This window comes from Reyranella sp., from assembly GCF_044224635.1.
Classification (GTDB): domain Bacteria; phylum Pseudomonadota; class Alphaproteobacteria; order Reyranellales; family Reyranellaceae; genus Reyranella.
On record NZ_JBGAKA010000059.1, the window covers coordinates 25,228 to 45,484 of the forward strand.

A 20,257-nucleotide genomic window follows, 5' to 3' on the forward strand; every position below is an offset into this window, starting at 1 on the left:
CCACGGGCTGCGGTTGAACCTTTCCTGGACGCTGTCGGCGCATTCTACGACGCTGCAACCGAGCCTCGCCTCTTTCCGAGCGCCCTACAGAACGTCATGCACTTGATCGGTGCGGACACAAGCTACAGTTCGATCCAGACTGTCGAGCGCCCACTTGCGACGCTTGCCTACAAGGAAGTTGGCGGCAGCGACGTCATTGCCCTGTACGAGCGTTCCTTCGCCTCTCAGGATGTTTGGGTTGAGGCGCTGGCGTCTAGCAAGCAGGGTCGAGTACACCTCCTTCAAGACCTCGTGTCGCCGGCCAGCCTCAAACGGACGAGCTTCTTTGGTGACTTTCTAAGGCCACACTTCAACATTCTGCATGCCATGGCGATAGTCTTGCCGGTTGGCAGAGATGCAACCGTCATGCTGGGCTTCCACAGAATTGCCACTCACGTCCCGTTCGGAGGTGAGGAACAGAATCACCTTCAAGCGATCTCCCGACATCTGGCGCGGGCACTACATCTTCATAGGCGATTTACCGAATGGTGCGCCAATTCGGACGTCGCTCTCGCGCTTGACCGCCTCCAGACCGCAATAGTTATTGTCGACATTCACCAGCATATTGCATTCGAGAATTTGGCCGCCAGACAGTTGCTCGCTTTCGGGGATGGCGTGACAGCGCGGAGCAACCGCTTAGTCGTCGCAGATTCCGATGCGGCAGATGCGTTGGCTGCAGCCTTGGCCGCGGCCTCGTCAGGAAAGGTCGGCGCGGCCGGCAAGCTGTCGGTGCGAATTCCGATGCGCCGTAGTCCTCGAGGCATTCTTGCTTCCGTGTTTCCGATCGGATCTGCGGCAAGCCAGTGGCCCTCCGGCGACAGGGCTGCGCTCGTTGTCCTGATCGAGCCGGGCCGGCGGATGCAACCGACGCCGGAGGAGACCTGCACATTTTTTGGCCTGAGCGCCGCTGAGAGCCGATTGGCGCTCCTTCTTGGCGAAGGCGTTCGGCTTGAAGCGGCTGCTCAATTGCTATCGATTTCCCGCAATACCGCCCGCAATCAGCTGGCGGCGATCTTTGCCAAAATGCATGTCAATCGACAAAGCGATCTCGTTGCCTTGCTGAGTTCGCTGAGAGCGCCCTGAAGCCGCAGGCCGCCTCAAGGTGGCAGCGCTTGCCGTAGTACAAACGCACCATTCCTCGGCCTTCGTCGCAATGCTTATCTGCGCGCAGATCCAAAGCATCGCGGGGGTACCGGTGTCCGCTGTTCGTTCATGTCATAGGCGATTGCATCGGCTGGGCCGTCGCGGCGCGGACTGCAGACCCGACCAGCCATCCTCGCGGGGCCCCATTCGAGGCGGCCCTTCGTTCAAGGGTCTGAGAACTCGATACCCGACACGGTCGTTGTATTGGCGAGTTGTCATGCAATCAGATGACAACCAAAGAGCGTCTTTGGCCATAGCGTAAGTGACCGCACGCCTCCTCCTCACTGAAGTTCTGCCTTGGCATAGGAAGGAACTTGGTAGATGCCATACAGTCATGTCGGTGACTTTGCTTCCTACGTCGATGCCCCGGCGGGCGTGACGGCCTCCCTCGAGAACCCAGCCGACAATGCAGGCCCGGCGGCCGGCGACACGTACAACTCCATCAATGACCTGATTGGGTCGAAGTTCGACGATACCCTGATCGGCGACAAAGATGCGAACATCCTTGCCGGCGGCTCTGGCGCGGATCGTCTTATCGGCGGCAACGGCTTCGACTACGCGTCGTATCAGTTTTCGGCAGGCGTTGTCATAGTCTCCCTCGCAGATCCGGCGCTCAATACCGGCGAAGCCGCCGGCGATACCTTCGTTTCTATCGAAGGGCTCATCGGCTCCAAGTTCGCCGATGACCTGATTGGCAACAGCACAGACAACTGGCTGAACGGAGGACCTGGAGGCGATCACCTCGGTGGCGGTGCCGGTGCCGACTACGCTTCGTACCAAAGCTCTCCCATCGGGCTCACGATCTCGTTGGCAGACCCCGGCCTCAACACCGGCGACGCTGCCGGAGATACTTTCGTCTCGATCGAGCGCTTGGCAGGGTCGCAGTTCGACGACGTTCTCATCGGGAATGCCGGAGACAACACGCTGCGCGGCAATGGTGGGGGCGACCTTTTAGACGGTGGCTCCGGCTTCGACTTCGCTTCGTACTTTGCGTCCCCCACCGCCGTGACTGCTTCGCTCGCCGATCCGTCCATCAATACGGGTGAGGCCGCGGGCGACAAGTACATCTCGATCGAAGGCCTGAGCGGTTCGGCGTTTGACGACGTGCTGATTGGCGACGGCGGCGGTAACACGCTGATGGGTCAAGGCGGTACCGACCGCCTGGATGGCGGCGGTGGCTTCGACTATGCGAGCTACAGCAACGCGACGAGCGGCATCACCGCTTCCTTGGGCGATCCGACGCTCAACACCGGGGAGGCCAAAGGCGACACCTACGTGTCGATCGAAGGGCTGTTCGGCTCGAGCTTGGACGACGTGCTGATCGGGGACTCGCAGGATAACTGGCTGGACGGCGGCACGGGCGCCGACCGGCTCGACGGTGGCGCCGGGTTCGACTACGCGTCGTACTACGAATCGCCAGGCGCAGTGATCGCCTCCCTAGCCAATCCCGCCATCAATACGGGCGACGCGGCGGGCGACAGATACATCTCGATCGAAGGTCTGGGTGGGTCGGCGTTCGACGACCTGTTGACCGGCGACGCCGGCACCAACACGCTGATGGGGAGAGGAGGCGCCGATCGCTTGGATGGCGGCGCCGGGTTCGACTACGCTTCCTATCGCAACGCGCCTGGCGGCCTCACCGTCTCCCTCGCCAATCCTGCGCTCAATACCGCCGAGGCGGCAGGCGACACCTATGTCTCCATCGAAGCCCTTTTCGGCTCGAGCTTCGACGATGCGCTGACAGGCGACTCCCAGGGTAATTGGCTGGATGGCGGCGCGGGCGCCGACCGCCACGACGGCGGCCTCGGCTTCGACTACGCGTCCTATCAATTCTCAGCTGGCGGCCTCACGGCCTCGCTTTCCTCCCCTGCGCTCAACACGGGCGACGCCAAGGGCGACACTTACGTGTCGATCGAGGGGCTGGTGGGTTCGACTTTTGACGATTCCCTGACTGGCGACTCCCAGGGCAACTGGCTGGGGGGCGGCAAGGGCGCCGATCGCCTCGACGGCGGTATCGGGTTCGATTTCGCTTCGTACTTCAACTCGTCTGCCGCGGTCATCGCTTCGCTCGCCAATCCATCCGTCAACTCGGGCGACGCGGCGGGCGATACCTATGTCGCGATCGAGGGACTGAGCGGCTCGGCTTTCGACGATGTGTTGACTGGCGACGCCAACACCAACACGCTGGTGGGACAAGGTGGCGCCGACTACCTGGATGGCGGCAATGGGTTCGACTATGCCTCCTACAGCAATGCCACCAGCGGCGTTATCGCCTCCCTCGACAATCCCACCGTCAACACGGGCGAGGCGAAAGGAGACGTCTACGTCTCCATCGAAGCGTTCTTCGGCTCAAACTTCGACGACACGCTGGTCGGCAACGCCGTCGAAAACTTCGTCGGCGGCAACGCCGGCAACGATATCCTGATCGGAGGCAGCGGCGCCGATAATCTCGACGGCGGTAGCGGTACCGACAGTGCCTCGTATGCCGACTCGGCGGTCGGCGTCACCGCCTCCCTCGCCGACCCCAGCGCGAACACCGGCAACGCGAAAGGCGACATCTACACCTCGATCGAGAACCTGATCGGTTCGAGCTTCGATGACGCGCTGATCGGCAACGGAGCGGCCAACACATTGACGGGGCTGGCCGGCGCCGATGCGCTGAACGGCGGCGGCGGCTTCGACTATGCGTCCTACACCACGGCGACGGCCGGCGTCACGGCGTCGCTGGCGAACCCTGCCATCAATACGGGCGACGCCGCCGGCGATACCTACGTCTCGATCGAGGGACTGTTCGGCTCCGGCTTCGCCGACACCTTGATCGGCAACGCCGAAGCGAACGAGCTCCAAGGCGGCACTGGCGACGACATCCTGATGGGCGGCCTTGGGGCAGATCGCCTAACTGGCGGCACGGGCAACGACGTCTTCAGGGGAACTCTGGCAGAACTCGATGGCGATCTGATCCTCGATTACCAGGAGGGCGACCGGATTCTCCTACAGCGTCAGGCTACGGGGGCTCGGTTCACCCTGAGCAAAGGGTCGACGATTATCGCAGTCGACGTCGACCAAGACGGCGTATCCGATGGCGCCTTCACCCTGAGCATCGACCTCGATGCGCTGCTTGCCAGCGGCCTGCAGTTCGTCGCGACTGAGGGCGAGGACGCTACCACCCTGCAGTTCCGGCGCAGCTCTGCGTCCGTCCAGGCCAGCGCCACCGGCCTCCCCGAAGGTGACACGGGCCAGGTCGGCTACACCTTCACGGTGTACCTCGACATCGCCCCGGTATCGATCCAGACGCTGGTCTGGTCAGCGTCCGGGACCGGCGCCAACCCCGCTGACCCGACAGATTTCGGCGGGGCGTTGCCGTCTGGAACACTGACGTTCCTGCCCGGTGAGACGAGCAAGACGATCACCGTGGATGTCACAGGCGACCATTTGGTGGAGTTCGACGAGGGCTTCGTGGTGACGCTGTCGAACCCGACGTCGGGCCTCGCCCTGAGCACCTCGGCAGCGACATCGACGATCCTGAACAATGATCAATCCACAGTCTCTGTCGCGCCGCTGGCCGCAACGGCACCGGAAGGCAACAACGGCACGACCGTCTACTCCTTCGCTGTGAGCCTGGATCAGGCCGTCGTGACCGGCCAGACAGTCGATTGGTCGGTGTCGGGCAGTGGCGCGCATCCGGCCGACGCGGCCGACTTCGCCGGCACATTGCCGTCCGGGACCATTTCGTTCGCGGCCGGGGAAACCAATAAGACGGTCACCGTGGCCGTATCCGCCGATACCGCGGTCGAATTCGACGAGGATTTCGCCGTCACCCTGTCGAACGCTTCGGCCGGGCTGACGATCGGTAGCACCAGCGCAATCGGCATTATCCAGAACGACGAGGCGTCGGTCTCAATCGCCGCCCTTTTGGGCACCAAAGCCGAAGGTCGGACCGGTTCAACAGCTTTCACCTTCATGTTGACCCTGACCGGTGACAGTTCGGTGTCGCGCATCGTGTCCTACACGGTGGCTGGATCGGGCGTGGCGCCAGCGGACGCCGCCGACTTTGCCGGCGGCGGCCTGCCCGCAGGGACTGTGACCTTCGCAGCTGGCGAGGCCACCAAGATGATCACCCTCGACGTGGCGGGCGATTCTACCGTCGAGTCGGACGAAGCCTTCACGATCAGCCTGTCCAACCCCTCGCCCGGTCTTCTCCTGGGGACGACATCAGCGTTGGTAACCATCCGGAACGACGACACCCCGCCGCCCGTGGCGCACAACGATGCCTATGTCGTCCTACAGGGCCACGCCCTGCACGTTGCGGCTGATGCCGGCGTGCTCGCCTACGATACGAGCAGCGGCCCGCAAACCGCCACCCTGCTGACCGGCACTAGCCACGGCGCGCTGACGCTGGCGTCGAATGGGGGTCTCGACTATGTCCCCGCAACCGGGTTCACAGGCATCGACAACTTCACCTACCGAACGACGGCGAGCGGCGGAACCGATGACGGCCAAGCCTTGGTCTATGTCGTGCCCATACTATCGGGAACATCGACGACCTTGAACCTCTTGGCGTTGAGTGCCGAGGAGCAGATCGCGGCGACCTACGCCGCCTTCTTCGGTCGAGCGGCCGATGCCGGAGGCCTCGAGTTCTGGGTTGGTGAGTTCATCTCCAAACTGCCAGTGCAGGGGCCGGGCGCACTGTTCGCCAACATCGCCAGTTCGTTCGGCGTCAGCGCCGAGGCGAAGGCGCTCTATCCGTTTCTGGTCAGCCCGTTCGGCTCAAGCGACGGCCAGATTGGCACCTTTGTCGACGGCGTTTACCGCAACCTCTTCAACCGCTCGCCGGACGCCGATGGATTGGCTTACTGGACCAGCCAGATCAAGCAGACTCTCGCCGCCGGACAGTTCGTGGGTTCCGTGCTGGTCAACATCATGAGCGGCGCTCAGAACACGGTGGATGGCAAGGACATCACCACACTGATGGCCAAGGTCGCCGTGAGCTTGTCCTTCGTGCACGAGCAACAGGATCACCACATGGTCTGGAGTGGAGCGAGCGACATCACTGCCGCAACCAACTTGGTTCACGCCATCACGGCAGACCCTCAGACGCTTCTCATCGGTGTTCGCAGCGCTGAAGTCCTCGCCGCTGCTCATGACTGAGCATGACGCCTCGTTCCCCGGAGCACGCCAGTGAACGCGCTTCTGAGACAATGCGGGCGTCTCGTCTTCGACTTTCAAATGGAGGATACCATGCGACTGACATTGTCAGGGACTTTGGCAATCGTCGCTTCTGCATCATTTGCCGTCACGCTAACCACAGATGCTGCTACGGCGCAGAACGGCGGCACGCTCACCGATTGCGAGCAGACGGTCAACTACACCTTAACGCCTCCCGCGTCGGACGTTCCCCCAAATGTGAGAGCGTTCTCAGGCATCTGGTCCGGCAAATGGGAAGGTCACCTATGCTCGGTACTTGTCGTGGAATCCGTTAAGAGCGACGGCACGGCAGCGCTCCTCTACATCAATGGGTCGGTTGGCGGCCAGTACGCGGTCAAGGCTGGAAACGCACGCTTTTCTGCCACTATCGTTGGCAACAAGCTTACGTCCAAGGGGCGCACGCTTACCTGGGAATTCGTGCTCCAAAGCCCCACCCAACTTTCCGCAACGCGTACCGGCCCTGGCTACTCACACTCCGCTACGTACACGCGCCGTTAGCAGGTGGCGGGCTTCACGACGCATTCTTCCCGTTCGCCAGCCGCGTCGCCCCCTCAACGTCTTTCTTTGGCTCTTGGGCTGGCCTTGGGTCGCCGTTTCGGCTTCCTAGCCAAGGGACCATGAGCGGGCGAGACGCCCGCAGTCCAGAAGAGCATGAGCGCTTAAAGCACCGGCGGCACGAAGCCGCCGTATGCCCGCTCCAGCAGCTGGGCGAACTGGATCGGCGTCAGGTCCTCGAGATACGGCCCGATGATCTGCACGCCGATCGGCAGCCCGGTGTCGGTACGCCCGATCGGCGCCACGGTGGCCGGCAGCTGGGCGGCGGTGGCGAGACCTGCCCAGACGATGTTGTTGACGTATGGCTGGCTCTGGCCGTCGACGTCGAGGCGGCGGGTGCTCGACTCGGTATGGTCGTGCTTGAACGCGACGGTCGGCATCACCGGGCAGAGCACGACGTCCCATTGCCTGAACAGCGTCGCCCACTGGCGTTGCAGCCTGCTGCGGACGTTGGACGCCGCCTCCCAGTCGCGCCAGCCGAGATTGGCGCTGCGGACGTAGATGGCATCGAGGCTCTGGTTGTCAGCGCCCAGCGTCGCCGCGAGCGAGCGCATCCGCTCGTAGTACTCGGGCGGACGGCCCAGGTTCATGATCGGGCCGAGCAGACGCATGTAATTGCGGGTTGCCTCGGCGAGATCGGGCAGCAGCGGGCTTTGCCGCGCCACGGTGGCACCGTCCTTGCCGAGGCGATCGGCCAGTAGCGCCAGCGCGTTGCGGATCACCTCCGCCGTAGGGCAAAGCGGATGCGAGTCGATGAGCAGCACGCGGAAGTCGCGCAGCGTGCGATGGCGCGGCCGCGGCAGCACCAGCCGCCAGGCGACTCCCTCGCGCTGGTCGTCCGGTCCGGCGATCACGTCGAACGCGAGCGCGATATCCTGCGCGCTGCGCGCCATTGGCCCGACCACGGCGAGGCCGTCGCCCTCCGACGGCAATGACGGTCGTCCCGGAAAGCTTTGACCGCGCCGAGGCGCGACACCGTAGGTCGGCTTGTGGGCGAACACGCCGCAATAGTGCGCCGGCGTGCGCAGCGAGCCGCCGATGTCCGAGCCCGCCTCGAGGGCCACGTAGCCCGCTGCCAGCGCAGCGGCCGAGCCACCCGACGAACCGCCGGGCGTCCGCTCGATGTCGTAGGGGTTGTTGGTGGTGCCGTAGATCGGATTGGTGGTCTGCCAGTCGGCGAGCGCCACCGGCACGTTGGTCTTGCCGATGATCACCGCGCCGGCCGCCTTCAGCCGTTCGACCACGACGGCATCCTCGGCCGGCTGCCAATCCTTGAAGACGGGGATGCCCCAGGTCGTCGGCAGGCCGGCGATGTTGTACGACTCTTTCACGGTCATCGGCAGGCCGAGCAGCGGCCGGCGCTCGCCGCGCGCCAGCGCCTGGTCGGCGGCGATCGCCGCCCGGCGGGCCCGGTCGAAATCGCGCACCACCACGGCGTTGATGTGCCTGTCGAGCCCGTCGATGCGGGCGATCGACTGGTCGAGCAACTCGACCGCCGACACGCGACGTGCGGCGAGGTCGGCTACCTGCTCGCTGGCGCTGCGGTACCACTTGCCACCCTCAGGCGGCGGCGGCACAGGCGTGGCCGTCTGGGCGAAGCCGCGCGTCGCCGTGACCGTGCACGCCGCAGCGACGCCGGCCAGAAAGGTGCGGCGGCTGGCCGTGCCAACTCCCGGCTTCACCGAATATCCATTCATCGGAGTCCCTCCCCCAGCCGCCGGGTCAAAATGACATCCCATGATGCACGCTTGCCGGGCACCATCCAAGCTGCGCGGCCGCGCACATGGCTTGTCATCCTGAGCGCAGCGAAGGATCTCATCGCCGGAAGTACCAAAGCGCGCCCGCGGCAGACGGCGATGATGTCCTTCGCTGCGCTCAGGACGACTGAAAGGTATTCCCGCCGGGCTGTTCCTCAGGCTGCGCAGGACCGTCAGCAGAGAGAACGATCGCCCTTACGACCTGCTCCGTCTTTATGGGTGTCGCATTGAATTCAACCTGATACATCGAAAGGGCGTCGCACACCGCGTTGGCGATCGCGGCCGGCGGGGCGATGGCACCGCCCTCGCCGACTCCCTTCACGCCCAGGGGATTGAGAGGCGATGGCGAGGTCTGATGCACCAGCTGGATCGCCGGGCTGTCGCTCGCCCGCGGCAAGGCATAGTCCATCAGCGAGCCGGTCAGCAGCTGGCCCTCGCGGTCGTACACGAACTCCTCGAACAGGGTTCCACCGACGCCCTGGATCGTCCCGCCGACGACCTGGCCGTCAACCAGCATCGGATTGATGACGACGCCACAGTCGTGCGCCACGACGTATTGCTTCAGGTCGATCTGGCCTGACGCGATGTCCACCTCGACCAGGGCGAGATGCGTGGCGTTCGCCCAGGTGACCGTCGGCGGCTGCCAGTAGTAGGTCTCCTCGAGGCCGGCATCGACACCCTCCGGACGACGATGATCCCAACCCGGCGCGGCTGCCTTGGCGACGCTGGCGAGCGTCACCTCCAGGCCCGGGGCGCCGACGACGCCGACCTTGCCGTTGCGCAGCTCGAGGTCGACCGGTGCGCACTCCATCAGGTTGGCCGCGATCGCGAACACCTTTGCGCGCAGCCGTTCGCTGGCGTGGTGGATGGCCGCGGACAGGTTCACGGTGCTGCGGCTCGCGATCGTGCCGAACCCGATGGCAATCAGGGACGTATCGCCCAACGCGATCACGACGTCCTGCGGATCGACCGACCACGCATCCGCCACGACCTGGGCGAAGATCGTCTCCATGCCCTGACCCTGGGCGCAGGCGCCCGAGGTGACGAAGATCGCCCCCGTCGGCTCGATCCGCACCATCGCACTCTCGAACGGACCGACGCCGGTGCCCTCGACGTAGCTTGCGACGCCCAGGCCGAGATGGCGCCCCGCCGCGCGCGCTTGGCGCTGACGATCGCGAAAGCCACTGAGGCCCCCGACCGCCTGCAGCGCCTTGTCCAATCCGCCCGGGAAGTCACCGCTGTCGTACACGATCGGCTCGCCGTCGCGATACGGCAGGCCCATGGCATAGGGCATCTCTTCCGGCCGGATCATGTTGCGACGTCTGACCTCCGCGGGTTCGAGGTCGAGCGTTCGGGCGATCAGGTCCATGGTCCGCTCCATGGCGAACGCCGCTTCCGGCCGGCCGGCGCCCCGGTAGGGCGCATTCGGCACCTTGTTGGTCGCCACGATCCGGGCTGCCGCCGCGAAGTTCGCGATCTTGTATGGACCGAGCAGATGGACGGCGGTGTTGTAGGCGATCGCCGATCCGATGGGATTCCAGGCGCCGCAATCGACCATGAAATCGTCGCGAAACGCGACGACGCGGCCGTCCCGATCGAAGCCGGCCTCGACCTCGTGAACCTGGTCGCGTGAATGGCACGAGCAAAGCAGATGCTCCTGCCTCTCCTCGATCCAGCGCACCGGGCGCCCGGCCAGCCGCGCCAGGAAGGGGATCAGCAGGTCCTCGGGGTAGACGTGGCCCTTGGTCCCGAAGCCGCCGCCGACATCGAGCGCCACGCAGCGCACGCGCGCTTCGGGCAATCGCAGGAAGGCTGCAGCCTCGCGTCGCACGGAGTGCACGACCTGTGTCGATGACCAGATCGTGACGGCGCCGGTTCTTTGATCGCAAGCGGCAATCACGCCGCGGCATTCGATCGGGATTCCGGCGTAACGATGGGTGTAGAAGCGACGGCGAAGCGTCAGGGGCGCCGCCGCGAGGGCCGCCGCGACCTGGCCCTTCTCGATGGCGAACTCCCCGATCAGGTTGGTCGCATACGCCTCGTGGATGATCGCTGCTTCCGCCGCCAATGCCGCCGCCGGATCGACGATTGCCGCGAGCGGTTCGATGTCGACGGCAACCAGTTCGGCGGCGTCCTGGGCCTGGTAGCGAGTCTTGGCCAGCACCACGGCGACCGCCTCGCCCACGTGCCGAACCTTGTCCACGGCCAGCATGGGCTGCTGCGGCACATGGAAGCTGTACTGCACCTGGGTCCGCCACTTGCTCGGGAGGGACAACTGCGCGCCGGCAACAGGCGGCGCAAGGCGATGCAGATCGGCGCCGGTGATCACCCGCACGACACCCGGCATCGCCGCCACAGCCGCACCGTCGACCGAGCGAATGCGGCCGTGCGCAACCTGGCTCCTGACAAAGACGGCATGGAGCGTGCCCGGAAGTGACAGGTCGGCGACGAACTGCCCTTGTCCGGTCAGAAGGCGGAGGTCCTCCCGCCGCTGCATCGACCGACCGACAAATCGAGAAGTTCCTGCGCCGACCATCTTCCGCATCTCCATTGCCAGTCGGTCGCTGCTGACCAAACTATGCATCTGCGGGCGCTATGCTGCAACTCTCGCGGCGGCGGACTTGCATGGCCGTGCACCGTTCCACGCCACTGGCGGCACGCCGCAAAGCGATCGCAGGAGGAAGGCCGAATGAACGTCTACCGAAGTGAGCCCGCTGCCGCCCTCTTCGATGCAGTCGCCGTCGACTACGTCCATGTCCGGAAGGAAATGCGGGCGACGCCGCCGCTGACGGCGCCTGGCATCTTCTTGAAATGGTACCTCATCAACCCGCCCGACAGGCCCTTCACCGAGAGCGAGGTGCAGGCGGCGCAGTCGTTTCTGCTCGCCGAGATCAAATCGGGCCGGCTTCGCCTGCACAACGAAGTTGGCTTCACGGTCCAACATCGCTGCGCCAACGTCGACATCTTCTACGTCTGTAGCTGGCGCAACAACAACGAGCTGTGGGAGACGCTCTACACGCTTACCGTCGGCGGCACATACCAATTGGCGGAGCGGGACAACACGACCGGAACCTACTGCGTCTGGGTGATACCGGCCGTGACGTACGAACAGCAAGCCTGGCTGGCCTGCCTGCGTTCGTCGCGCGATGACTCAGCTCGACGTCGCTACTGTGAGGATCAAGTGAGCGGCGAGGTCGGATAGCGCCCCACTTGGCAGAACTGGTGCAGGACCCGTGCCTTCGGCGACGATGGTGAGCGCAACGCTACGCGAGCGACGCGAGCACTTCCCCGAAGCCGGTCCTGCAGACGAAGCCGAGCTTTCGCCGAGCCTTGCCGGCGTCGTAGATGCGATCGATCGAGTCGAACATCGTCCAGCCTCGACGCTCATAGAGCTTGCGATAGCCGGGAAAGTAGCGCGCCACGACGGAGGGCGCGTCGACCAGCAGCTCGCGGCAATCGGCCGGCGAGAACGGCGTCATCGACGAGACGATGAAGGTGTCGAAGCCAAGCTGCTTCGCCTTCCCGAGCGCTGCGACGTGGCTCTCGGCGGCGTCCTCCACCGTGAGGCGGCGGAACAGGTACTCGTTGGCCTTGGTGTTCTCGTCCGACTGCGCAATCGCGTGCGCCATGTCGTCGGCCTCGGGGAAGAAGCGCGACGTTCGCAGGATCAGGATCGGCAACCGGTGCAGGTGGTTGAACAGGCGGCACAGCTCTTCGGCGGCGCGCTTGGTGACGCCGTAGATGTTGCGCGGCTCGAGCGGCGAGAGCGTCTCGTCGATCCACGTGGCTTCCTTCGCGCCCCCGACCTTCCCGTCGCGGATGCGCTGCGAGATCATGAGGGACGTGGTCGAGGTGAAGATGAAGCGGTCGACCCTGGAGCCCGGCGCCACCGCCTCCTCCAGGAGGTTGAGCGTGCCCTGTACGTTGACCGCCACGAACTCCGAATTGTCGTGGGTCTCGATGTGCGGCTTGTGGCGCGCCGCGGCGTGCACGACCGCCTCGATACCGTGCTCGCGCATGAGCCGGCCGACCAGGGCTCGATCGACGACCGAGCCGACGATCGCCGTCGTCGGCCCCGGCTCGGGATCGAGCCCGAACACCGCGTGGCCGTCGCGCCGCAAGCGCGGCACCAGGGTCTGGCCGAGCCAGCCCGAAGAGCCCGTAACCAGGATCCTCATGGCGTGGCGAGACCGGCCTTCTCGAGAGCCTCGTCCTGTCGCGCCGTCAACGCCGCGACATCGAAGTCGGCGATCATGTCCTCGAACAGCCGGTGCCAGTTGATCGAGGCGCGCAGGTGGATGAAGACGGCGCCGAGACCGATGGCGGCGCGGTCCATGAACACGAACTCGCGCGGCGGGCGGACGCCGCCCATGCGACGCAGCTCCCCGAACACGTTCTGCGCCATCTCGCGTCCAAAGCCTTCGGCCATGCCCTCGGTGAGGCGGCGCGGTCGATCGTCCATCAGCGGCCCGTAGAGGAAGGCCGCCCAGCGATTGAGCACGGTGATCATCTCGCGCGTCAGACCGGCAAAGCCCCAATCCTCGTAGGCCGCCACCGCACGGTCCTGGTCGTCGGTCATCAGCGCGCGGTAGAGCTCGATCGAGCCGCGCACGAAGCGCGGCGGGAATATGCGGACGCAGCCGAAATCCATCAGGTTGACCGAGCCATCGGGCCGCACCGTGTAATTGCCGAGATGCGGATCACCATGGATCACGCCGTAGAAATAGAACGGCACGTACCAGGCGCGGAACATGTTGATGGCGAGCCGGTCCTTCTCCTCCTGGCTGCGGCTTTTCCAGTTGAGCAGCGGCTCGCCGCTCAGCCACGTCATGGTGAGCAGGCGGTCGGTCGAATGCGACGGCACGACCTCGGGCATGTGCATGTCGGGCTCGTCGCGCAGGATGTAGCGATAGAGCGCCACGTGCCTCGCCTCGCGGCGGTAGTCGAGCTCCTCACGCAGGCGCGTCGTGATCTCGGCATGGATCTCATCGGTGCGGATCGCCGGATCGAAGCGCTGGCCGATGGCGAACACCAGCTTGAGCTGGTTGAGGTCGGCCTCCATGGCCGACGCCATGTCCGGATACTGCAGCTTGGCCGCGACCTCGCGCCCGTCGGGCAGCGCCGCACGATGGACCTGGCCCAGCGAGGCCGCGAACGACGCGTCCTTGTCGAAGCGGGCGAACTTGGCCTGCCAGTCGGGGCCGAGCTCGGTCGCCATGCGGCGGCGCACGAACGCCCAGCCCATCGCCGGCGCGTTGGCCTGCAGTTGCGCCAGCTCGCGGGCGTATTCCGGCGGCAAAGCGTCGGGAATGGTGGCGATCATCTGGGCCGCCTTCATCAGCGGTCCCTTCAGACCGCCCAGCGCAGCCTTCAGCTCGGTGGCATGCTTGTCGCGGTCGATCGAGAGGCCGAGGTAGCGCTGGCCCGCCAGCTTGGCCGCCAGGCCGCCGACCGACGCGCCGACCCGGGCGTAACGCCCAAGCCGGCCGCCGAGCGAGTCGCCTTCGTCCCGGGTCATTCGGATGTCACGCCCTGCACGGCGACAAGGTGGCGATCCGGGTCGATCTTTGCCAGACGAATCTCGAGCCGATGCCGCGCATAAAAAAATCCGGCGCTTTGGCGCCGTTCAGGGGCGCATTCTCTTCCGGACTGCGAGCGTCTCGCTCGCTGAGGCCCATGAGCGAGCGCGACGCTCTCGGTCCGGAAGAAAATGATCACAAGCGCTCAGGCAGCCTTTCGGTCTGTATCCATCATCGTCAGGATGCGCTTCAGCCGCCCGACGATGCTGACGGTCTGGAGAAGTTCCTGCCGCTGCTCGATGGTCGCCGACAGGTACTGGGCGATCGAATCGGCGACCCTGCCGGGCCCGTGGGTATACGTGAGGTAAAGTAAGGCCTGAGGTGGAGAGGAGAGCGAAACGTTGGCATAGCTCTCGAAGCGGCGACGCACTTCGTGCGCCAACGTCTCGGCCTCTTTTTCCGCCGCGCCGTCCTCCTGGATCAGGGAAAGCTCGGCGGTGAGGCAGCGGTCATCGGCGTCAACGTGGATGATCCGTGCGCGGCTCAGGGCGTGCACCATGAGCTTGATGGATCCGTCTGGAAGCTTCTGGGCCTGCATGATGTATGCAATCACGCCGACGTCATATAAGTCCGCCGATTGGGGATCGTCGTCAGCACTTCGCCGTTGCGTCACGAGGAATATCTGCCTGTCGGCAGTCATTGCCCGATCAACGGCGAACGTCGACTTCATTCGCCCGATATAGAGGGGCGCCGTCATCTGTGGAAAGAACACGACGTCCCGCGACGGCACAACCGGCAACCTCATGGACGATGGTCCCACCGCCAACGGAGCGGAGGATGCCGGGCCGGCTTGGATTCTCGCGGACAGCACATTCCAGTCGGCACAGCCCAGGATCCTGGCGACCAGCTCCAGGCTTTCGCCGTGGGTGAGGACAACCGACTTCTCCTTGAGCGCCTGACGCAGCGTCTGCGCCATGGCCTTTGCATCACGATAGTCTCGCATCTTCTGGTCCTCTGCACAGACAAACGGGAATGTCAGTCGCTTGCGTTACTGATCCGTTTGCCGTGGCAAAGGGAGGCCCGAAAGGCTCGATACGTTCACCATACCTCGAAAGGCGCAAGCAGCAGGTCGTATCCACCCAGGCAAAGGCTGCCGTGCGGGCGTTATCTTGTCAATCTGCACACTCATGCTCTTCCGGATCATTCTCCTCCCCACGCCTTGCGTGGGGAGATGTCCGCGTAATCGCCGACGGAGGGGTCGAAAGCCTCACTGAGGTTCATGACCCCTCCGTCTCGGATTACCGAGACACCTCCCCAGCGAAGCTGGGGAGGGAACATGAAAGGAGTGCTCCGGGTGAGCTACAGCTTCTCGAGCTCGTCGACGAAACCGGCGATCACGCCCAGGCCCTTGTCCCAGAAGGCGGGATCGGAGGCGTCGAGGCCGAACGGGGCCAAGAGCTCCTTGTGGCGCTTCACGCCGCCCGCCTCGAGCATCTCGAGGTACTTGGCCTGAAAGTCGGGCTGGCCCGACTGGTAAGCGGCGTAGAGCGAGTTCACCAGGCAGTCGCCGAAGGCGTAGGCGTAGACATAGAACGGCGAATGGATGAAGTGGCCGATATAAGACCAGTAGAACTTGTATTCGTCGTCGAAGGTGAAGGCTGGCCCCAGGCTCTCGCTCTGCACCGCCATCCACACCTCGCCGATCGCATCGGGCGTCAGCTCGCCTTGGCGCCGGGCCGCGTGCAGGCGCGATTCGAAATCGTAGAAGGCGATCTGGCGCACCACCGTGTTCAGCATGTCCTCGACCTTGCCGGCCAGCATCGCCTTGCGCGTCGCCGCGTCGGGCGCCGAGCGGAGCAAGGACTGGAAGGTCAGCATCTCGCCGAACACCGACGCGGTCTCGGCCAGGGTGAGCGGCGTGTCGGCCATCAGGGCGCCCTGGCGCGCCGCCAGCACCTGGTGCACCCCGTGACCCAGCTCGTGCGCCAGCGTCATCACATCGCGCACCTTGCCTTGGTAGTTCAGCAGCAGGTAGGGATGCGCCGACGGCACCGTGGGATGGGCGAAGGCGCCGGGCGACTTGCCCGGCCGGGCCGGCGCGTCGATCCAGCCGGTGCCGAAGAATTTTCGCCCGACATCGGCGAGCTCCGGCGAGAAGGCGTGGTAGGCGTCGAGCACGATCCGCTCCGCCTCGTTCCACGGGATCACCCGGTCGTCGTGCTCGGGTAGCGGCGCGTTGCGATCCCAGTACGGCATTCTGTCGACGCCGAACCACCTGGCCTTGAGCTTGTAATAGCGATGCGCCAGCCGCGGATAGGCCGCCTTCACCGATGCGACCAGCGCATCGACGACCTCGTCCTCGACGACGTTGGCGAGATTGCGGAAGGATTGTGAGCGCGGGTACTTGCGCCAGCGATCGTCGATCTCCTTGTCCTTGATCAGGGTGTTGGTGATCAGGGAGAAGATCGCGATGTTGTCGCCCTGGACCTTGCCGAACGACTTGGCGGCGTCGCGCCGCACGTCGGCGTCCTTGTTCGACAGCTTGTCGAGGATCTGCGGCTCGGTCAGCACCTCGTTGCGAAAGGGATAGCGCAGGCGCGCGATGGTCTCGTCGAACAGGCGGGACCAGGCCGAGCCGCCGACCACCGACTGGTCGTGGATGTACTTCTCCAGCTCGTCCGAAAGGTCGTGCGGGCGGAAGACGCGGACATCGCGCAGCCAGGGGCCGTACTTGGCGAGAGCCGGCTCCTTCATCTTGGCCGCGAGGTCGGCGTCCTCGAGCTTGTTGAGCTCGAGCCGGAAGAACAACAGCTTGCTGCCGATGTCGGTCAAGGCCTCGGACACGTTCTGCGAAAACCGTCCGCGCTCGGGATCGGCCATGTCCTGCGCGTAGTACAGCGAGGCATAGGAGCCGATACGTCCCATCAGATCCTGCAGGGCCTCGAAGCGGGCGACCGCCTTGCCGAGCTCGGCGCCGCCGAGGGCGGCGATCCTGCCCTCGTAGTCCCGGGCGAACGCCTCAGCGTCGGCGCCTGCGCGCTTCAGGTCGTTCTCGAGGTCGGGCCCGGTCGGGCTGGAATAGAGGTCCGAGAGTTTCCAGGTCGGCAGGTCGCCCAGCATCGCATTCATTCGCACAGACTCCGTTTACGCTCCGATATGGGGTGACGCGCGGCGCTCGGCCAGAGCCCCCTTCTTCTCCTCCCCAGCTTCGCTGGGGAGGAGAATGAGAAGCGCGCTCTACAGCGCCCGCCTGATCACCCCGACCCGATCTAGCACGCTTCCTGCGACAATGGGGACGATCTCGAAGCCGCGCGCGCGATAGGTCTGCTCATGGATCGCCTCGAAGCGCATCGCCTGCTCCTGCGTGATCCGTCGCGCCGACGTCGGCGCGACGAAACCCAGGCTGCGGATCATGAAGACGCGGCGGTCGAAGACGGCATCCCGCTCGATCCGGGCCAGCTCCTCGGCAAGCGCAGGAGAGACCGGGTAGCCGAGATAGGTCGCAAGGGCTGCCGTACACACGGCCGAGCGGTCGTGGAACTGAACCTCCTCGGGCAGCGATGCCGCGCGCAGCCGGCGCCGGCGCTGCAGGTCGACGACGCGATCGATGAAGCCCGGCTCGGTCCAGGGCTCGGCGACGCCGCACGCCTGCTCGAGCGCAATGACGTCGGTCGCCGCTTCCTCGACCACACCGAAGCCGTCCTGTTCCAGTTGCCGCAGCAGCACGGTCTTCCCCGCGCCCGGCGTGCCGGTGAGGATGAAGCGCTTCATCCTGGATCGGCGGCGATGGCGTCGAGGAACGGCCCGACCATCAGCGCGGCGAACGGCTCCAGGGTCTTGGCGTCGGCTTCCTTGTAGTGCCCGGCCGCGTCGAGGAGGTTCATGGTGCCGAGCAGGCGGCCACCGTAGACCACCGGGATGTTCATGGCCGATTCGCAACCCAGCGACACGATCAGCTCGTGATCGAAATAGGCCCAGGCGATGTCCTTGGCGTTGTAGCCGATCCACGGCTTGCGGCCTTCCACGACATGCTGATGCCACGGCGAGCCGGTGATCTCCTTGTAGCCGCCGACCGGATACTCCTTCGGCATGTTGGTATAGATGCGCTTCACGCGCAGGCCGGTGGGCGCGACGTAGAGCAGCGTGAACAGCTTGTGGCCGACCGTGTCGGCCAGCGCCTTGTCCAGCACCTTGAACAAAGCGTCCTTCGAGCCGTGCTCGCGCAGGGCGGCGACGCAAGAGTCGAACGGGGTCATGAGCTTGCTCCAGTTGCAGGACGTGGCGCCGGCGGGATCCGTTCCGGCAGGACACCGGAAGGTTTCAGGCGCAGCATCAGGATGAGGGCGACAGCGATCAACAGTTCCTTGAGCGCGGCGCGCTGCACCGCAGTCGTGCCGGGAATCCATTCGACGAAGAAGCGCGAGGACTCCAGCAGGGTCATCACGAGATAGGCGCCGAGCAATGCACCGGCCGGGCGGCCGGTGCCGCCCGAAGCCACGGCGAGAAAGATGTAGACCGTGATCAGCGGCAGGAACAGGTCGGGCGCGATATACGACGTGAAATGACCGTAGAGCGCGCCGGCGAGACCGGCGATCGCGGCGGAAAGCGTGAACGCCTCGGTCTTGAAGCGCAGCACCGGCTTGCCCGCGACCTGAGCCACCTGGGCGTCCTCGCGGATGGCGCGCAGCGCCCGACCGTAGGGTGAGCGATCGATTCGGCGGACGACGAAGAACACCACGAGCAACGCCGCAACCACGATCAGGAAGTAGACCGAGTTGAAATTCTGGCCGAGCGTGGATTTCCACGGTCCCGGGATACCCGAAATGCCGTCGGTGCCGCGGGTCAGCCAGAACTCGTTCGCAGCGACCAGGCGCACCACCTCGGCGAAACCCAAGGTGACGATGGCGAGATAGTCCTCGCGCAGGCGCGTCGTCGACAGCGTGACGATCAGGCCGGCGAAACCGCCGGCAACCAGCGCTACCATCCAGCCTGACAGGATCGGCCCCTGCCCCGCCGTGGTGAGCAGCCCTGACGCGTAGGCGCCAACGGCGAAGAACCCGGCGAGCCCGAGATTCACCATCCCCGCCCCGCCCCAGATCAGGTTGAGGCTGAGCGCCAGCAAGCCATAGATGCCACCGACGGTGGCGACGAAGAGGAGATAGCTCAGCATCTGCTCAATACGCCCTCTCGCCCAGCAGCCCGCGCGGGCGCAGGGTGAGCATCACCAGGATGGCAACGAAGCCAACAGCGGCGCGGTATTGCGAGCCGACGACCAGAACCGACAGCTCCTCGGCAATGCCGATCAGGAAAGCGCCCAGCACGGCGCCGGGCACGCTGCCCAGCCCGCCCAGCACGGCGGCGGCGAACAGGGACAGCAGGATGCGGGTGCCGGTCAGCGGATCAATCGAGCTGTCGAGGCCCAGCAGCATGCCGCCGACGCCGACCAGGCCCATGCCGGCGAAGCTCGCGATCATGGCGATGCGCTCCGGCCGGATGCCCTTCAAGGAGGCGAGGTCGGGATTGTCGGCCGAAGCGCGCATCGCCTTGCCGATGCGGCTGAAGGACAGGATGGCGAACACGGCGAGCATCAGCGCCAGCGCCAGCCCCATGGTCTCGAGCTGCTGCGGGCTCACCCTGATGTCACCGAGCCTGATGTCGCGTGCGATCGGCCGGTCGTAACCGCGCGGATCGTTGCCGAAACCCAGCCGCACGACGTTTTCCAGCACCAAGCCGCTGGCGATCGAGGCGATGGCGGCCGGCAGCGCCCCCTGCTTGACCAGCGGCAGGTGGGCCACCTCGTCGAACAGCAGCCCGGCCGCGCCGGCGACGACGAAAGCGACGGCCAGCGAGCCCGCCATCTGCAGGCCCGCGCCGTAGGCCAAGTAGCCGGCGAAGGCGCCGAGCGTGGCAATGCCCGACACCGCGAAATTGGGGAAGCGCAGCACGGCGAACATCGCCGTGAAGCCGATGGCAGGCACCGCAAGCAGCGTGCCCGACACCAGCCCGTTGACCAGCGCCTGGACGACGACGTCGATCAAG

Annotated in this window: 14 protein-coding genes; 4 read left to right on the forward strand and 10 right to left on the reverse strand. The window is 65.3% G+C overall.

From position 1 onward, the window contains the following. Window positions 1-96: 96 nt before the first annotated feature. From ACILR9_RS33145 to ACILR9_RS33155, 3 genes are all read left to right on the forward strand, one after another. On the forward strand, window positions 97-1,122 hold the full coding sequence (locus ACILR9_RS33145) for a helix-turn-helix transcriptional regulator (protein WP_395714265.1): 1,026 nt from the start codon (window positions 97-99) through the stop codon (window positions 1,120-1,122). A 381-nt stretch (window positions 1,123-1,503) separates the two neighbouring features. Then, entirely contained in the window at window positions 1,504-6,330 is a 4,827-nt protein-coding gene (locus ACILR9_RS33150; protein ID WP_395714266.1) for a Calx-beta domain-containing protein, read from the forward strand. 90 nt (window positions 6,331-6,420) lie between these two features. Beyond that, window positions 6,421-6,885: a hypothetical protein gene (locus tag ACILR9_RS33155; protein WP_395714267.1), complete on the forward strand. Its 465-nt coding sequence runs from the start codon at window positions 6,421-6,423 to the stop codon at window positions 6,883-6,885. Window positions 6,886-7,046: 161 nt separating this feature from the next. Here the strand turns inward: ACILR9_RS33155 and ACILR9_RS33160 are convergent, their stop codons facing one another. Beyond that, entirely contained in the window at window positions 7,047-8,639 is a 1,593-nt protein-coding gene (locus tag ACILR9_RS33160) for an amidase (RefSeq protein WP_395714268.1), read from the reverse strand. Between the two features lie 178 nt (window positions 8,640-8,817). Then, window positions 8,818-11,196 (reverse strand): xanthine dehydrogenase family protein molybdopterin-binding subunit, encoded by a 2,379-nt coding sequence (locus ACILR9_RS33165; RefSeq protein ID WP_395714269.1) that lies wholly within the window; start codon window positions 11,194-11,196, stop codon window positions 8,818-8,820. Between the two features lie 192 nt (window positions 11,197-11,388). Between ACILR9_RS33165 and ACILR9_RS33170 the strand changes: the two genes are divergently transcribed. Beyond that, window positions 11,389-11,901: a hypothetical protein gene (locus ACILR9_RS33170; RefSeq protein ID WP_395714270.1), complete on the forward strand. Its 513-nt coding sequence runs from the start codon at window positions 11,389-11,391 to the stop codon at window positions 11,899-11,901. A gap of 61 nt (window positions 11,902-11,962) precedes the next feature. Here the strand turns inward: ACILR9_RS33170 and ACILR9_RS33175 are convergent, their stop codons facing one another. From ACILR9_RS33175 to ACILR9_RS33210, 8 genes are all read right to left on the reverse strand, one after another. Beyond that, window positions 11,963-12,877, reverse strand: a complete 915-nt coding sequence (locus tag ACILR9_RS33175; RefSeq protein WP_395714271.1) for an NAD-dependent epimerase/dehydratase family protein — start codon at window positions 12,875-12,877, stop codon at window positions 11,963-11,965. Beyond that, window positions 12,874-14,217 (reverse strand): ABC1 kinase family protein, encoded by a 1,344-nt coding sequence (locus ACILR9_RS33180; protein ID WP_395714272.1) that lies wholly within the window; start codon window positions 14,215-14,217, stop codon window positions 12,874-12,876. Before ACILR9_RS33180 ends, ACILR9_RS33175 begins: the two co-directional genes overlap by 4 nt. 206 nt (window positions 14,218-14,423) lie before the next feature. Beyond that, window positions 14,424-15,221 (reverse strand): LON peptidase substrate-binding domain-containing protein, encoded by a 798-nt coding sequence (locus ACILR9_RS33185; protein WP_395714273.1) that lies wholly within the window; start codon window positions 15,219-15,221, stop codon window positions 14,424-14,426. 356 nt (window positions 15,222-15,577) lie between these two features. Then, window positions 15,578-17,347 carry a M3 family oligoendopeptidase gene (locus ACILR9_RS33190; RefSeq protein ID WP_395714274.1) on the reverse strand — a complete coding sequence of 590 codons (1,770 nt, stop codon included), beginning with the start codon at window positions 17,345-17,347 and terminating at the stop codon, window positions 15,578-15,580. Between the two features lie 108 nt (window positions 17,348-17,455). Next, window positions 17,456-17,989, reverse strand: a complete 534-nt coding sequence (locus tag ACILR9_RS33195) for an AAA family ATPase (protein ID WP_395714275.1) — start codon at window positions 17,987-17,989, stop codon at window positions 17,456-17,458. Continuing rightward, window positions 17,986-18,474, reverse strand: a complete 489-nt coding sequence (locus tag ACILR9_RS33200) for a GAF domain-containing protein (protein ID WP_395714276.1) — start codon at window positions 18,472-18,474, stop codon at window positions 17,986-17,988. Before ACILR9_RS33200 ends, ACILR9_RS33195 begins: the two co-directional genes overlap by 4 nt. After that, window positions 18,471-19,388, reverse strand: coding sequence for a branched-chain amino acid ABC transporter permease (locus ACILR9_RS33205; protein WP_395714277.1), 918 nt, complete (start codon window positions 19,386-19,388; stop codon window positions 18,471-18,473). The genes ACILR9_RS33200 and ACILR9_RS33205 overlap by 4 nt, the downstream gene beginning before the upstream one ends. 4 nt (window positions 19,389-19,392) lie before the next feature. Continuing rightward, window positions 19,393-20,256 carry a branched-chain amino acid ABC transporter permease gene (locus ACILR9_RS33210; protein ID WP_395714278.1) on the reverse strand — a complete coding sequence of 288 codons (864 nt, stop codon included), beginning with the start codon at window positions 20,254-20,256 and terminating at the stop codon, window positions 19,393-19,395. Window position 20,257 lies beyond the last annotated feature (1 nt).

Bases quoted from the DNA above. Each gene is read 5' to 3' on its own strand.
- ACILR9_RS33145 (WP_395714265.1), top strand. From the start codon at position 97: ATGCACTTGATCGGTGCGGACACAAGCTACAGTTCGATCCAGACTGTC.
- ACILR9_RS33175 (WP_395714271.1), bottom strand. From the start codon at position 12,877: ATGAGGATCCTGGTTACGGGCTCTTCGGGCTGGCTCGGCCAGACCCTG.
- ACILR9_RS33150 (WP_395714266.1), top strand. From the start codon at position 1,504: ATGCCATACAGTCATGTCGGTGACTTTGCTTCCTACGTCGATGCCCCG.
- ACILR9_RS33185 (WP_395714273.1), bottom strand. From the start codon at position 15,221: ATGCGAGACTATCGTGATGCAAAGGCCATGGCGCAGACGCTGCGTCAG.
- ACILR9_RS33190 (WP_395714274.1), bottom strand. From the start codon at position 17,347: ATGAATGCGATGCTGGGCGACCTGCCGACCTGGAAACTCTCGGACCTC.
- ACILR9_RS33205 (WP_395714277.1), bottom strand. From the start codon at position 19,388: ATGCTGAGCTATCTCCTCTTCGTCGCCACCGTCGGTGGCATCTATGGC.
- ACILR9_RS33170 (WP_395714270.1), top strand. From the start codon at position 11,389: ATGAACGTCTACCGAAGTGAGCCCGCTGCCGCCCTCTTCGATGCAGTC.
- ACILR9_RS33200 (WP_395714276.1), bottom strand. From the start codon at position 18,474: ATGACCCCGTTCGACTCTTGCGTCGCCGCCCTGCGCGAGCACGGCTCG.
- ACILR9_RS33160 (WP_395714268.1), bottom strand. From the start codon at position 8,639: ATGAATGGATATTCGGTGAAGCCGGGAGTTGGCACGGCCAGCCGCCGC.
- ACILR9_RS33195 (WP_395714275.1), bottom strand. From the start codon at position 17,989: ATGAAGCGCTTCATCCTCACCGGCACGCCGGGCGCGGGGAAGACCGTG.
- ACILR9_RS33165 (WP_395714269.1), bottom strand. From the start codon at position 11,196: ATGCAGCGGCGGGAGGACCTCCGCCTTCTGACCGGACAAGGGCAGTTC.
- ACILR9_RS33180 (WP_395714272.1), bottom strand. From the start codon at position 14,217: ATGACCCGGGACGAAGGCGACTCGCTCGGCGGCCGGCTTGGGCGTTAC.
- ACILR9_RS33155 (WP_395714267.1), top strand. From the start codon at position 6,421: ATGCGACTGACATTGTCAGGGACTTTGGCAATCGTCGCTTCTGCATCA.